This is a genomic window from Schaalia sp. 19OD2882, from assembly GCF_018986735.1.
Lineage (GTDB): Bacteria > Actinomycetota > Actinomycetes > Actinomycetales > Actinomycetaceae > Pauljensenia.
This window is the reverse complement of sequence record NZ_CP065521.1, coordinates 1,825,314-1,839,154: the sequence shown is the minus strand read 5'-3', so window position 1 is coordinate 1,839,154 and position 13,841 is coordinate 1,825,314. Positions and strand designations below refer to the sequence as shown.

Below are 13,841 nucleotides of genomic sequence, written 5' to 3'. Positions count from 1 at the left end.
GACGGGGCTCGCCTAGGATTGAACCCATGAGTCACTCGCGCCGTCCTCGTGTCCTTGTCATCATGGGTGGACGGTCCGGCGAACACGAGATCTCCTGCGCCACGGCCGCCGGGATCCTGCGCGCCCTGGACCGCGACCGTTGGGATGTCCTGCCTGTGGGAATCACCAGGGACGGCCGATGGGTGCGTGTCCCCGACGACCCGAGCCTGCTCGAATTCGTCGACGGACACGGCCAGTCGGTACCCGAGGACGGCTCCGGTGTCGTCCTCGTGCCCGGGACCTGCCGCCTCCTCGAACTTCCTTCTTCCACGGACGAAGGCGCTGCCACCACCGTTCGCGACCTGGGCGAGATCGACGTGGTCCTTCCCCTGCTGCACGGCCCCTACGGCGAGGACGGCACCATCCAGGGCCTGTTCGAGATGGCCGATGTGCGTTACGTGGGCTGCGGCGTGACCTCCTCGGCTGTGTCCATGGACAAACACCTGACCAAGACCGTCCTGGCGGCCGCCGGCATCGACGTGGGCCGCTGGGAACTGCTCACTGCACGCCAGTGGGAGGTCGACCCGGCCGAATGCACCCGCCGCGTCGAGGCGCTGGGCTACCCCGTCTTCGTCAAGCCCTGCCGGGCCGGCTCCTCCATCGGCATCAGCAAGGTCGACGGACCCGAACAACTGGCAGCCGCCGTCAAAGAGGCCGCCAACAATGACCCGCGCATCATCGTCGAAGCCGCCACCTGCGGTCGGGAGATCGAATGCGGCGTGCTGGCCGGCATCGGTGGGGCGGCCCCCACCACCGCCAACCTGGGTGAGATCGTCGTACCCGAAGGCGAGTTCTACGACTACCAGCTGAAGTACTTCGACACGGAGGGCGTGTCCCTGGAATGCCCCGCCGACGTCGACCCCCATGTGGCCCAGCGGATCCGCGAGACCGCAGTGCGCGCCTTCGAAGCGCTCGAATGCGAGGGCCTGGCGCGTGTGGACTTCTTCCACGATCCCACCACCGGTTCCGTCTGCGTCAACGAGGTCAACACCCTGCCCGGCTTCACCCCGTTCTCCATGTACCCGCGCATGTGGGCCAGCGTCGGTCTGGAGTACGCGGCCCTGCTCGACCACCTGCTGACCGAGGCTCTTGAGCGCCCTTTGGGCCTGCGCTGATCGGCTAACGTGTGCACCATGACGAAGCCCAAGGTCACGCTGGTCACCTCCGCCGACATGCCCAACCTCTACCCGGGTGAGGAAGGGCTGCTGGACGCCCTGTCCGAACGCGGAGTCGACGCGCGCATCGCCGTCTGGAACGACCCGGACCAGGACTGGGACCGGGCGGGCATCTGCGTGGTGCGTTCCGTCAGCGACTACGCCAAGGACCGCAGGGCCTTCCTGGAGTGGACCAAGCGCCCCAGGCGCGTCCTCAACCACCCGGACGTCCTGGAATGGAACTCCGACAAACACTACCTGACGGGGCTGGCCGCCTGCGGCCTGCCCACGATCGAGACCGTGTGGCTGGAGCCCGAGACGAATCTGTCGAAGATCCAGATCCACACGCGTTTCCCCGCCTACGGGGACTTCGTCGTCAAGCCGGCGGTGTCCTCCGGCGTGCGCGACATCGGCCGCTACACCTCCGTGGACCCCTACCAGCGGCAGGCGGCGATCACCCAGGCCCTGGACCTGCTGTCCAAGGGCCGCACCGTCATGGCCCAGCGCTACCTGGAGGAGATCGACCTGCACGGAGAGATCTCCCTGGTCTTCTTCAACGGCCTGGTCTCCCACGCGGTGGAGAAGAAGGCGGTGCTGCACCCGGCCTCGGTGACCGAGTCCGAGATGCACGTCAAGACCGAGACGAAGGAGATCACCGACGCGATGGCGTGGCAGTGGGGCGAACAGATCCGCGCCGCCATCCACTCCTACGTGCGCGACCGGATGGGTCGCGACGAACTCTTCCTGTTCAACCGGGTGGACCTGGTGCCCGACGGCAAGGGTTCCTTTCACGTCATGGAGGTCTCGCTGGTCGACGCGGACCTGTACCTGGGCTCCAGCGAGAAGGCCCTGTCGAACTTCGCCGACGCCATTGCCATGCGCGCCTTCTGGTGAGCCGGTGAGGTGACGTGCCCGTCGAGATGAGCCGGGAGGACTTCGAGGCCCTTGTCGAGGACGCCTTGGAGGAGATCCCCGACGAATTGTGGGACCTGGTAGACAATGTGGCGATCATCGTCGAGGACGCGCCGCCGCCCGACCAACCTGGCGACCTGCTGGGCCTGTACGACGGGGTGCCGCTGACCGAACGCGGGGACTACGCGGGATTCCTGCCCGACCGGGTCTTCATCTTCCGTGAGCCGACACTGGCCATCTGCCAGGACGAGGAGGAGGTCGCCGAGGAAGTGTGCATCACCGTGATCCACGAGATCGCCCACTTCTTCGGCATCGAGGACGACCAGCTGCACGAGTGGGGCTGGGGCTGAGGGGCGCTGGCGCCGAAGCCGGTCGGGCGGCTGACGACGTGTCCGACACCACGGATCAGCGGGTCCCGGGCGATTTCCGAGGGTGGCCGGCACTCTGGTAGAGTCTTCTGCGTTGCGCCGCTGGCGCGACGACGGTGGCTGTAGTTCAGCTGGTAGAGCACCTGGTTGTGGTCCAGGACGTCGCGGGTTCGAGTCCCGTCAGCCACCCCACCAGAGGCCCTGCGTCGATGACGTCAAGGGCCTCTTTTGACGCCACCACCCGCAGTGACTTCAGGGGCCACGCCGAACCGATCCGAAGGACCGTGACCATGCCACAGGAACAGACCCCCAGCGCCGACCTGCCCGCCACCGACCGCCTCACCATGGCGGCCTGAATGCGACCGGCCGACCACGCGCCCACCCCGACCTCGTCCTCGGACAACCTTGACGTCATCCGCGTGCGCGGGGCACGCGAGAACAACCTCAGGGACGTCGACGTGGACGTGCCCAAACGCGCCCTCACGGTTTTCACCGGCGTGTCCGGGTCCGGGAAGTCCTCACTGGTCTTCGACACCATTGCCGCCGAATCCGAGCGGCTGCTCAACGAAACCCACTCGGCCTTCGTCCAAGGATTCCTGCGAACCCCGCCGCGCCCCGACACCGACGAACTCACGGGTCTGACCGCCTCGGTCACCGTCAACCAGGACCCGATGGGCGCCAACCCCAGGTCCACCGTCGGCACGGCCACCGACGTCGACGCGAAACTGCGGGTTCTCTTCGCGCGCCTGGCCACCCCCCACATCGGCGGCCCGCAGGCCTTCAGCTTCAACGTCCCCTCAGTCAGCGGCGCAGGCGCGGTCACCGTCACCAAGGGGGAGCGCACCGTGGCGCAGAAGAAGAGTTTCTCCGTGGTCGGCGGAATGTGCCCGCGCTGCGAAGGCAGGGGAGAGGTCTCCGACCTGGACATGGGTGAAGTCGTCGACATGAACCTGTCCATCGACGAGGGCGCCATCCTGGTCCCCGGCTACAAGGTGGGCGGCTGGTCGGTGCGCCAGTTCTCCGAATGCGGGCTCTTCCCCTCCGGCGTGCCGGTGCGGACCTTCTCCAAGCGGCAGCTGGAGACCTTCCTGTACGGTGAGCCCACCAAGGTCGTCATCTCCGACATCAACATGACGTATGAGGGGTTGGTGCCGCGTCTGCGCAAATCCATCCTCTCCAAGGACGTCGACTCCCTGCAGTCCCACCTGCGCGCGTGGGTCCAACGCGCCGCCACCTTCACCACCTGCCCCGACTGCCAGGGCACGCGCCTTGCCGAGGGCGCCCGCACCTCCACCATTCGCGGGCGCTCCATCGCCGACCTCTGCGCCATGGAGGTCCGCGATCTGGTCGAATGGGTGGCCGACCTGGACGAACCCTCGCTGGCACCGCTGCTGAAAGGCCTGGTCGAGGACCTGCGGGCCATGGTCGACGTGGGCCTGGGATACCTCTCGCTCTCGCGCGCCACCGGCACCCTGTCCGGCGGAGAGGCCCAACGCATCCGTATGGTCCGCCACCTCGGCAGCGCCCTGTCCGACGTCACCTACGTCTTCGACGAGCCCACCACCGGCCTGCACCCCCACGACGTGGCCCGTATGAACGAGCTGCTGCTGGGCCTTCGCGACAAGGGCAACACCGTGTTGGTCGTCGAACACGACCCCGAAACCATTCGCCTGGCCGACCACGTCATCGACATGGGCCCAGGTGCGGGCGCCGCGGGCGGCACCGTCGTCTACGAGGGTGATGTCGCGGGATTGGTCCACGCAGACACCCCGACGGGCCGCCACATGGCGGACCGTGGGCGCCTCAAGGACGAGGGCGCAGTGCGAGCCTGCACGGGCGTCATCGAGATTCGCGGCGCGGCTACCCACAACCTGCGCAACGTCGACGTCGACCTGCCATTGGGGCTCCTTTGTGTGGTCACCGGCGTGGCCGGCTCCGGCAAGTCCTCACTGGTGCCCGGGTCCCTGCCGAAGGGTTGCGGGGCCCTGGTCGTGGACCAGAGCCCGATCAAAGGCTCCTCGCGCTCCAACCCCGCCACGTGGACGGGCATGTTGGAACCCATCCGCAAGGCCTTCGCCAAGGCCAACGGCGTCAAACCCGCCCTGTTCAGCGCAAACTCCGAAGGTGCCTGCCAGAATTGCAATGGCTCGGGCTTCATCCGCACCGAATTGGGTTTCATGGAGACCGTCACCACCACCTGCGAGGTCTGCGAGGGGCGCCGCTTCGACGATTCCGTGCGCCAGTACCTCCTGGGCGGCCTGGACATCGTCGAGGTCCTGGCCTTGTCGGCCCAGGACGCCGCCAACCTCTTTGCGGCTCCCGACTCGAAGGTGCCGGCAGCGCGCAAGATCTGCGAGGCCATGGTCGCGGTTGGCCTCGGCTACCTGGGGATCGGCCAGGCCCTGACCACATTGTCCGGCGGAGAGCGTCAGCGCCTCAAGTTGGCCGCACACCTCCTGGACGAGGACGCGAAGGTGCTGGTCCTGGACGAGCCGACCACCGGCCTGCACGTGCAGGACGTGGACCGGTTGTTGGAACTGCTCGACCGGCTCGTCGACGCGGGCAAGTCAGTGATCGTCGTCGAGCACAACCTGGCGGTCATGGCTCACGCGGACTGGATCATCGACATCGGTCCGGGCGCCGGCAGTGACGGTGGGCGCATCGTGTTCGAAGGAACGCCCTCCGCCCTCGTCGCCGTCAGCCGGGCCGGGAAGGGAACCGTCACCGGAACCCACCTGGCGGCCCACGTGACCCCGTGCGGTGTCAAATGGTGTCGTTGAGCGCCGTCAACCCCTTCTGCCGAAGCGCCGAGCGCACGGGCAGGACCATCCGCAGCATGGCTTCCTCGGCCTTCGGCGAGTCGCCCTTCGCGATGGCCTCGGCGATCTCGTCGTGCAGGGCCAAGCTGGCCGTCGTCGGATTCAGCGGGTAGACGCCCATCTTGGCTCGACCGCGCAGGACCTCGCCGACCATGTCGGTCAGGGCACGGAAGGCCTCGTTGTGGCTGGCCACGAGGATCGAGGAATGGAAGGCGATGTCGGTCAGCACGAAGCTGTCCAGGTCATCGGTGGCCACCTCGGAGTGCATCTGTGCGGCCAAGCTGAGGATGTTGCGCCTCTCGGAGTCGCTGGCGCGCACGGCGGCGGCTGAGGCCGCCACCGGCTCGATGGCTGTGCGCAGCTCCGTCAGCGCGCCCAGGGTCGTGCCATCCGGGTCCTCGTCCAGCTGCCACTTCATCAGCGTGGGGGACAGGACCGTCCACTCCGAGGCCGGTCGCACCGTGATGCCGACGCGTCGGCGCGAGTCGACCATTCCCATGCATTCGAGGGAACGCACGCAGTCCCGGGCGATTGTGCGAGACACCCCGTACTGGGCCTGGATCCATTCCAGGGTGAGGGGCTCTCCGCCACTCAACGCGCCCTGGACGATCGCGCGTCCCAGGGCGTCGAGGACGTTGACGTGAAGTGTGGTGGGCATCGGTTGCTCTTCGTTGTTTCGGTCAGAATGTGTGGTGGGGGCAATGCCTCCACCGGAACTCCGCTGCCTGTGGATCCCTGGGCCCGGTGACGTCCGGTGCTTCGAATTCCAGAGGATTTCGGGCAGAATCATCCCTTTCGGACAATGATGAACGGTTGAACGACAAGTGTCACACCGATGGATGCTTTCATTGCAGTCGGTAAGGGAGATTTGAAATACTCTGTGAGCTTCGTTGCCCGGGGTGGAGGGGCGAGGGGCGTGGGTTCGGCCAGGGTCCGAGGCCGGGTGGACTTGCGCCTCCTACGGGTGTGAATGCCTGACTTCAAGCGGATTTCGGGCTGAATTGGATGGGCCTTGTCCATGCATTTTCCGGTGTCAACGAGGTCGGTTGTCGACTGTGGAGAGTTGTCGAAGAGTGAGCGCCGGTGGGGCTTTGGTGTGAGATGAATGTCACGATGGTCGAATGTTCATTTGAGCGGGAGTTCGCTGGAACATCGTGCACCAGTGTGTGGGGGCAGTGCGAAGGGGGCATGGGTTCGGGCTTGGTGCATGTCGCCCTCGCAGTGCGCGCCGTGGTGCCCTCGTCGTCGCCGGTGACGTGCGCGCGGGGGCTTGCTGTGAGAACCCTCGCCTTCCGGAGCGGTCGTCCGGGACTTCGCTTGAGTCGGGCCGGCGGGATTTGAACCCACGACATCCTGCTCCCAAAGCAGGCGCGCTACCAAGCTGCGCCACGGCCCGATGTGGACGCCACGGCGCCCACGAGTCTCGATCATAGGCCGTGAGCGCCGCCGGTTCGCAATCGCGGCGCCCTCGCGCTACGATCTACCTGCCCGGCCAGCCGGTCGGGACTGCGGGCGTAGCTCAATGGTAGAGCCTCTGCCTTCCAAGCAGATGGTGCGGGTTCGATTCCCGTCGCCCGCTCCGCAGCACCAAGCCCTGTCGGCGATCCCGACGGGGCTCGGTCGTCAACATTTGGGCACCCCGGGATCGAGATGGCGCCGGTGGTAGGTTCGCGCCATGGCAGAGGACCACGCGTTCGGGACTGGAACCGGCGGCGAGGGCGGCGTCGAAGGCGCTGCGCCCCCGCAGATCCCCGTGCTTCTCGCCGTCGTCCTGTTGGTGTACGTGGGCCAGACGACTCTGAGCCCGGTGCTCGCACCACTGTCTCGAGCAGTCGGACTCCAGGAGTGGCAGATCGGTGTCACCATGTCCCTGGCCGCACTCATGGTCGCCCTCGTCAGCCCGTGGTGGGGCCTGCGCTCCCAGGAACGCGGAGCCCGCCCCGTCCTCGTCGTGGCCCTGGCTGCAGGAACCGCCACTCTCGCCCTCTTCGCCGTGCTGGTCCGCAGCGCCATGGCCGGACTGGTCGGGGGAATCCTGCTCTTCGTGCTCTTCCTGCTGATCCGCGGCCTGGCCTTCGGCTCGGCCCTGTCCGCCGTGGGGCCCGCCGCCCAGTCCTGCGTCGCCGCCGCCACGCCGGATGGGCCCGAACGCGTGCGCGGGCTGGCGGCGATCGGGGCCGTCCAAGGGGTGGCGATGATCGTCGGCGCCACCGCCGGGGGAGTGCTGGCTCGCTGGGGACTGCTGGTTCCCGTGGTCCTGGCCCCGGTGCTGGTGGCCTTGGCATTGGCCGTGGTGGGCCTGTTGCTGCGCCGGGAGGCCAAAGGGCATGCGGGCGAGGTCGCCGTCAAGGTCGACCCGCGCGACCCTCGGGTACTGCCGTACCTGGTGGTCGGGTTCGTGCTGTTCACCGGCCTGGGATTCGTCCAGATCCTCATGGGGTTCCTGGTCCAGGACCGTTTCGGTTACGACGACCGGACCACAGGACTGGTCACCGGTCTGCTGCTGCTCGCAGCAGGAGTCGGACAGGTGCTTGCCCAAGGGCTCGTCGTGCCGCGCAGCAGATGGTCTCCAGTCCAGTTGCTCCGGCGCGGATCGGTGATCTCGATGGTGGGCTTCGCACTCCTGGTTCCCGAGGCCGGGACGGTGATCGTCGCTCTGGCGGTCTTCGTCATCGGTTTCGGGTTGGGGATCGCTCTTCCGGGATACACCGCCGGCCCCACATTGCTGGTCTCGAAGCAGGAGCAGGGAGGTCTGGCGGGCCTTGTCGGGTCCACGAACGGGCTCACCTACGTCATCACGCCCACCGTGTCGACGCTGCTGTACGGACTGTGGCCGCTGCTGCCCATCATCATCTCGGTCGTCCTGATCGGCGTGGTGGTTGTGCTGGTGTTCCTCCACCCGCGCTTCGTCGCCGACGCCAAGGCGCGACTCGGAGGGGTGGGGATCGGCCAGGACGACAACGCCTGACCGGCCCGGCCCTTCTTCGTCTCTCCCATTCTCCGCCCACACTTGTCCAGGGTGACGTGTGTCGCGTGATGGACGATTCTCAAGAAACGACGGACGAATCTCGCGGGATGACGGACGAATCTCGCGGGGGAGGTTCAGGTGTTGACCGACCGGCGGTCGGTCAGTTAGGGTGGGGGCACTGACAAGGAGACCGACATGACACGCATCGTCAAGACCGCGGATGTGCGCCGAGGTGAAATCCTCGACGCCGCCGAAGCACTGATCCTTCACCACGGCTACCAGGGCATGACCATGGCCCAACTCATGGCGGAGGTCGGCGTGGCCAAGGGCACGCTCTACCACCACTTCCCCTCCAAGGAGGCGATCCTGCGGGGCATCGTCGAGCGCCAAGCCACCCAGATGCTCGAGCGCTCCCGCCAGGCCGCCGCCGCCCCCGCAAGCGTCGTCGACAGGATCCTGGCCGTCATCGCAGGCAACAGGGTCAGCGAGGACGAGGACGCCCTGGTCGAACACTTCAACGCCACACGCAACGCCGAGTTCCACCTGCTCGCACTGGTCGCCCTCGTCCGCGACATCGCGCCGGTCCTGGTCGCCCTCGTCGAAGAAGGCAACGCCAGCGGAGAACTGCACTGCACCGACCCGCTGACCACCTGCGAAGTCCTGCTGGCAGCAACAGGAACCCTGACCGACACCGGCATCTTCCCCGACGCCAACGAACACGCCCAGCGGCGAATCGTCGGCATCCTCACCATCGCCGAGGAACTCCTCGGCGTGCCCAGTGGTCGCCTTCTCGAACCCGCTCTGCAGACCCTGGACGTCCGCACCGAGGAGGTCCACTCATGAAACCCCTGCACCTGCTGGTCCTCGGCGCCTTCGTCAACTCCTTGGGCACCGGCATGACCGCCTTCGCCATCGGCGTCCACATGTACGCCGTCCACAAAAGCGCCACCGCCGTGGCACTGGCCCAACTGTGCGCATTCGCCCCAGTGGTGCTGCTGGCACCCGTCGCCGGCGTCATGGCCGACCGGCACGACCGTCGCCTCATGATGGCAATCGGGGACGGCGGATCCGTCCTCGGACTGGCCCTGGTCGCCGCCGCCCTGCTCACACAGGCTCCCTCCTGGCTGATCCTGGTCGGCGTCACCGCTTCCTCCGTCTTCGCGGCCCTCACCGAACCCGCCCTCAAGGCCAGCGTCTCCGACCTGGTCAGCCAGGACGAGTACGTTCGCGCCTCCGGCCTGTTCTCCCTGGCAGCCGCCGCCAAGTTCCTCCTGGCCCCCATCGCCGCCGCATTCCTGGTCGGAGTTGTCGGAACCGTCGGCATCGTCACCATCGATGCCGCCACATGCCTGGTGACCGTCGGCATCAGCTTGTACGTGCGCCAACTCGTGGGCACTCGCCTCTCGCGGCGCGACAGGGGAGTCCTTGCAGAGCTGCGTGAAGGCTGGCAGGCCGTGGTCGGCAACACCCCCGTGCGCACGGCGGTCATGCTGATCGGCATGGTCACCGTGGCCACCGGCACCGTCCAGACCCTGCTCAAGCCGATCCTGCTGCCCATCGCCTCGGTCGAAACCGTCGGAACGGTGGAGACCGTGGCCGCAATCGGCCTGTTGCTCGGCTCGGCCCTGCTGGCCCCGCTCGGCTCGATGCGCCCCACGACGCTGCTCACTCTTGGCCTGGTCGGCATGGGGGTGGCCATGGCAGCCTTCGCCCTGCGTCCCGACCCCGTGTGGATCGGCGCCGTCGGCCTGGCGCTGTTCCTCGTCCTGCCGATCTGCAACGCCGGCGCGGAGGCGCTGGTGCGCTCCCGCCTGCATGTGGACGTCCAGGCGCGAGCCTGGGGCCTCATCTCCCCGCTCTCCCAAGCCGGGTACTTGATGGCCTTCGTCGCCGCAGGGCCCTTGGCCGACCGGGTCATGGAGCCCCTCATGGCCCAAGGCGGCTCGTGGGCCGACAGCATCGGAGTGGTCATGGGCACCGGAGCGGGACGCGGCAGCGCGGTCCTGGTCACCATCATGGGGCTGTCCGTCATCGCCGTCGGAGTGGGATCGCACCTTCTCAGAGGCGTCCTGGACCCCACCGGTGAGACGGACGACGGCGTGGCGACAGGCGGAGCCCCCGCGCCGCACCAGGCGGCGTCCGACAAGGCGGTGGCGCCATGCTGACCCGACTGCTCATCGCCGACCTGCGCCGATCACCCGTGGTCACCCTGTGCCTCCTGCTTCTGCTCACCCTGGTGGCCACTCTGGTCAGTGCATCCACCACACTGCTCATGCGTACAGGAGCCGCCATCGACCAACTGTGGCGCCAAGCCCTACCGCCGGACATCGTCCAGATGCACTCGGCCGACATCGACGCGCCCACCATCGAGCGCATCACCGAATGGGCCGCCAGCCGCCCCGACGTTGCCGACGTGGAGGTCATGCGCACCATCCCGGCTCCCGGCTCGGCCCTGTGGATCGCCGGGGTCAGCCAGGACGACTCAGTCCTGGAACCCGCCTTCGTCACCCAGAGCCGGCGATTCGACCTGCTGGTGGATGCCGCCGGCAATCCGCTACGGCCCCAGAGCGGCCAGATCGCCCTGCCCATCCACTACCTGCTCAGTGGCCAGGCGAAGGTCGGCGGCCTCGTCGAGGTGCGTGGCGCAAACCTGGACCTGCGACTGGAAGTCATCGACTTCGTGCGCGACGCCCAGATGAACTCCTCGATCGTCATGTCGAAGCGCCTGGTGGTCAGCCCCGAGGACTTCAAACGGATCGATGCGGCCATGGACGAGGTCGAGCACCTGGTCGAAATGCGTCTCACGGAAGGCGCCAGCATGTCGGGAGTGCTCGACTCCTACGTGGCCGCAGGGCTTCCCGCCAAGGGAATCGGCGTGGACCGCACAGTCCTGCAACTGGTCAACGGACTGTCGACAATGCTGGTCGCCGCCATCGCCATCCTGCTGGCCCTGCTGCTGGGCGCGGTGTGTGCCCTGGCCCTCGGCTTGGCGGTCAGTGCCTCGCTGGAGGCCGACATGCCACGCATCGCCGCCCTGCGGGTGATCGGTGCACCCGGCCGAGACGTCATGGGGATGCTGCTGGCAAAGAATCTGACCCTGGCGGTGCTGGCCGCATTGCTCGGACACCTCGTGGCCATGCCCGTCGGACGGGCCGTCGATCAGATGGTCCTGCTGCCCTTGGGCACGCCGCCGACCACGTGGCCGATGCTGCTTCTCCCGGTCGTGACGGCACTGGTGGCGACCCTCATGGTGCTGGTCGTCGACGTCCTCGTCGTTCGTCGCGTCCTGGCCCAGCCCGTCCTCGAAGCCCTGCGTGGAGCCACCGGCGCGGCTGCCGGCCGACGTGGCACCAAGCGCGGGCCGTCCCGCCCTCGTCGCCTGGCCACGGGCCCGAACCTGCCCGTCCCCGTCGCCCTGGCCCTGCGCGGAGCCCTCAGCCGCCGCGGAATCCTGCTGGCCGCCGTCCTGGCGATCGCCACAGTAGTGTCCTGCGTCCCCGCGAACTTGGCCACCACCTTGTCCGACCCACGATTCGCCACATTCCTGGGCATCGGTCAGGGTGTGGACGTACGCCTTGACGTGCGCGCCGACGAGGCCGACCTGGTCGAGGTCGCCACGCAGGTCGACGCGGACCCGCAAGTCCGTGCCGCCGAAGTGTTCGAAGCACAGAAGTGGGAGGTGCCCGACAAGGAGGGGCAATGGGCCTCCCTTCCCGTCGAGGCCGGACAACACGCAACCTTCCCCCTGCGCTACGAGGCCGGGGCCGCGCCCGGCGCAGGTGAAGTGGCCCTCTCGCACGCCCAGGCCGAGCAGGCCGGAGTCACCGTGGGGCAGAGCGTCCGCATGCGTCCCCAAGGCGGAGAAGATGAAGTGTCGCTGCGGGTCAGCGGCATCTACTCCGACGTCACCAATGGCGGACGGACGGCGAAGGTCACCGATCTGCCGGCCGGAGAGACCACATGGCAGCTTCTCGCCATCGACCTTGTCGAAGGCGCCGACTCGACCGCCTGGGCGGACGACATGCGTCAGAAGGGGCCGGGTGTGAAGGTCAGTGTGGTCGAGGAATACGCCTCCCAGACCATGGGCGCCACTCGCGGGCAAACGGCGATCGTGGCAGCCTGCGCGGCTGCACTCTCCCTGGCCACCACATTCCTCGTCCTGCACCTGGCCGCCGTCTTGCAGTTCCTGCGCGAAGCCCCGTGGACTCGGGCACTGCTGCTCACGGGAGTGAGCGTCAAGCAGGTGCGCCGTCAGCGGCTTCTTGAAGCCGGCCTTGTCGCCCTCGTCGGCATCGTCGCGGGCGTCCTGCTCAGCCGCCTGATGGGCGGGCAGGTCCTTGCGGCCGTGCTCTCCGCCTTCGGGGCGCCCGGGATCGAACTTCTTGCCGACCCATTCATTGTCATCGTCGCGGCGCCGCTTGCCTTGCTGGCCGTGACCCTTGTCGGCGTGGGCCTTGCCGTGCGCCGCGCCACCAACGGAAGGACCCTCTCGTGAACACGAACACGCTGCTTGCCGCCTCCGGCCTCGTTTCCGACCCGGACCGTGATCCGGTTGCCGCCCGCCGAGCCACTGCCCCCGAGGCTGTGGCGACCCGCAGGCCCGAGGCCGCAATCCGTCCCATCCTCGAGGCTCGGGCCGTCACGAAGGACTGGGGCCAGGTGCGGGTCCTCCACGGGGTGGACCTGGCGGTCGCTCCCGGAGAGTTCGTCGCCGTCATGGGGCCGTCGGGCTCCGGAAAGTCGACCCTCATGCACATGCTCGGCGGCGTGGACGTGCCCACCAGCGGCCAAGTGATGCTCGACGGTGAGGACCTGTCCGCCGCCGACGAGGAGACCCGCGCCGCCCGGCGCCTTCGCACCCTTGGCTTCGTCTTCCAAAAGCCTGAGTTCCTGCCGACCCTGGACATCGGCGACAATGTGGCCCTGCCCGGCCTGGTGGCGCGCACGCATCCCCGCCCCGAAGTCCTGGCCCGGGTGGAGCAGCTGATGGACAGCGTCGGCGTCGGCCACTTGTCGCGGCACCGCGTCGACGAGGTCTCCGGCGGTCAGCTGCAGCGCGCAGCGATCTGTCGGGCGCTGGTCAACGAGCCGCAGCTGCTGCTCGGCGATGAGCCGACCGGTGCTTTGAACAGGGCCAGCGCCGCAGAGGTGCTGGACGTCCTCGGGGCGATCAACGCGGCCGGGACGGCCATCATCCTGGTGACCCACGACGCGTCAGTGGCCGCGCGTGCAGATAGGGTGGTGGTGCTGGTCGACGGCCGGGTTGCCGAGGAAGTGCATCTGGGCCGCGACAGTGGCGCCGACCGGCACGTGCGGCTGGCGCGAGTCAGCGAAGTCCTTGCCGCCCACGGAGTCTGAACCCATGCGGTGTCAAAAGCCACCCCTCCTCGTGAGAATCGTCCGTCGTATCGGGAAGTTCTTCCTTGGTGTCGTGAAACTCATCCTTGAACTCGGGGGCTGAGTCTCTCGGGCCTGTGGAACCTAAGTCGGACAAGAACAGTGATTCTGCTGTTCTCGTTTGGTGTCTGGCCAACTGCAAACCTCTCAAGAGGCGGGCGCATGAGGTGAGCCCGATCGGGCG

At 67.7% G+C, this 13,841-nt stretch carries 11 protein-coding genes and 3 tRNA genes; 12 read left to right on the top strand and 2 right to left on the bottom strand.

Annotated features, from left to right (window positions below):
* The first annotated feature begins 26 nt into the window (after positions 1 to 26).
* The 6 genes from I6B53_RS08105 (at position 27) to I6B53_RS08080 (ending at position 5,253) form a co-directional block, all read left to right on the top strand.
* Complete coding sequence (locus I6B53_RS08105; RefSeq protein WP_216763757.1) at positions 27 to 1,154, top strand: D-alanine--D-alanine ligase family protein; 1,128 nt, start codon at positions 27 to 29, stop codon at positions 1,152 to 1,154.
* 18 nt (positions 1,155 to 1,172) lie between these two features.
* The gene (locus I6B53_RS08100) at positions 1,173 to 2,087 is read left to right on the top strand and encodes a RimK family alpha-L-glutamate ligase (protein ID WP_216763756.1); all 915 of its coding nucleotides are present in this window, start codon (positions 1,173 to 1,175) and stop codon (positions 2,085 to 2,087) included.
* A gap of 14 nt (positions 2,088 to 2,101) precedes the next feature.
* The gene (locus I6B53_RS08095; protein ID WP_253953828.1) at positions 2,102 to 2,455 is read left to right on the top strand and encodes a metallopeptidase family protein; all 354 of its coding nucleotides are present in this window, start codon (positions 2,102 to 2,104) and stop codon (positions 2,453 to 2,455) included.
* Positions 2,456 to 2,589: 134 nt separating this feature from the next.
* Positions 2,590 to 2,665, top strand: a tRNA-His gene (locus I6B53_RS08090).
* 17 nt (positions 2,666 to 2,682) lie between these two features.
* Complete coding sequence (locus tag I6B53_RS08085; protein ID WP_216763755.1) at positions 2,683 to 2,829, top strand: hypothetical protein; 147 nt, start codon at positions 2,683 to 2,685, stop codon at positions 2,827 to 2,829.
* The gene (locus I6B53_RS08080) at positions 2,830 to 5,253 is read left to right on the top strand and encodes an excinuclease ABC subunit UvrA (RefSeq protein ID WP_216763754.1); all 2,424 of its coding nucleotides are present in this window, start codon (positions 2,830 to 2,832) and stop codon (positions 5,251 to 5,253) included.
* Here the strand turns inward: I6B53_RS08080 and I6B53_RS08075 are convergent.
* Positions 5,237 to 5,950, bottom strand: a complete 714-nt coding sequence (locus I6B53_RS08075; protein ID WP_216763753.1) for a FadR/GntR family transcriptional regulator — start codon at positions 5,948 to 5,950, stop codon at positions 5,237 to 5,239. The two genes, I6B53_RS08080 and I6B53_RS08075, sit on opposite strands and share 17 nt — an antisense overlap.
* A 664-nt stretch (positions 5,951 to 6,614) precedes the next feature.
* Positions 6,615 to 6,688, bottom strand: a tRNA-Pro gene (locus tag I6B53_RS08070).
* A gap of 112 nt (positions 6,689 to 6,800) precedes the next feature.
* Here I6B53_RS08070 and I6B53_RS08065 point away from each other — a divergent pair.
* The 6 genes from I6B53_RS08065 (at position 6,801) to I6B53_RS08040 (ending at position 13,618) form a co-directional block, all read left to right on the top strand.
* Positions 6,801 to 6,871, top strand: a tRNA-Gly gene (locus I6B53_RS08065).
* 96 nt (positions 6,872 to 6,967) lie between these two features.
* Positions 6,968 to 8,260, top strand: a complete 1,293-nt coding sequence (locus I6B53_RS08060; RefSeq protein WP_216763752.1) for an MFS transporter — start codon at positions 6,968 to 6,970, stop codon at positions 8,258 to 8,260.
* Positions 8,261 to 8,455: 195 nt separating this feature from the next.
* Complete coding sequence (locus I6B53_RS08055; protein ID WP_216763751.1) at positions 8,456 to 9,103, top strand: TetR/AcrR family transcriptional regulator; 648 nt, start codon at positions 8,456 to 8,458, stop codon at positions 9,101 to 9,103.
* Positions 9,100 to 10,425, top strand: coding sequence for an MFS transporter (locus I6B53_RS08050; protein ID WP_216763750.1), 1,326 nt, complete (start codon positions 9,100 to 9,102; stop codon positions 10,423 to 10,425). The genes I6B53_RS08055 and I6B53_RS08050 overlap by 4 nt, the downstream gene beginning before the upstream one ends.
* The gene (locus I6B53_RS08045) at positions 10,419 to 12,755 is read left to right on the top strand and encodes an FtsX-like permease family protein (protein WP_216763749.1); all 2,337 of its coding nucleotides are present in this window, start codon (positions 10,419 to 10,421) and stop codon (positions 12,753 to 12,755) included. The genes I6B53_RS08050 and I6B53_RS08045 overlap by 7 nt, the downstream gene beginning before the upstream one ends.
* Positions 12,752 to 13,618, top strand: coding sequence for an ABC transporter ATP-binding protein (locus tag I6B53_RS08040; RefSeq protein ID WP_253953827.1), 867 nt, complete (start codon positions 12,752 to 12,754; stop codon positions 13,616 to 13,618). Before I6B53_RS08045 ends, I6B53_RS08040 begins: the two co-directional genes overlap by 4 nt.
* Positions 13,619 to 13,841: the final 223 nt, after the last annotated feature.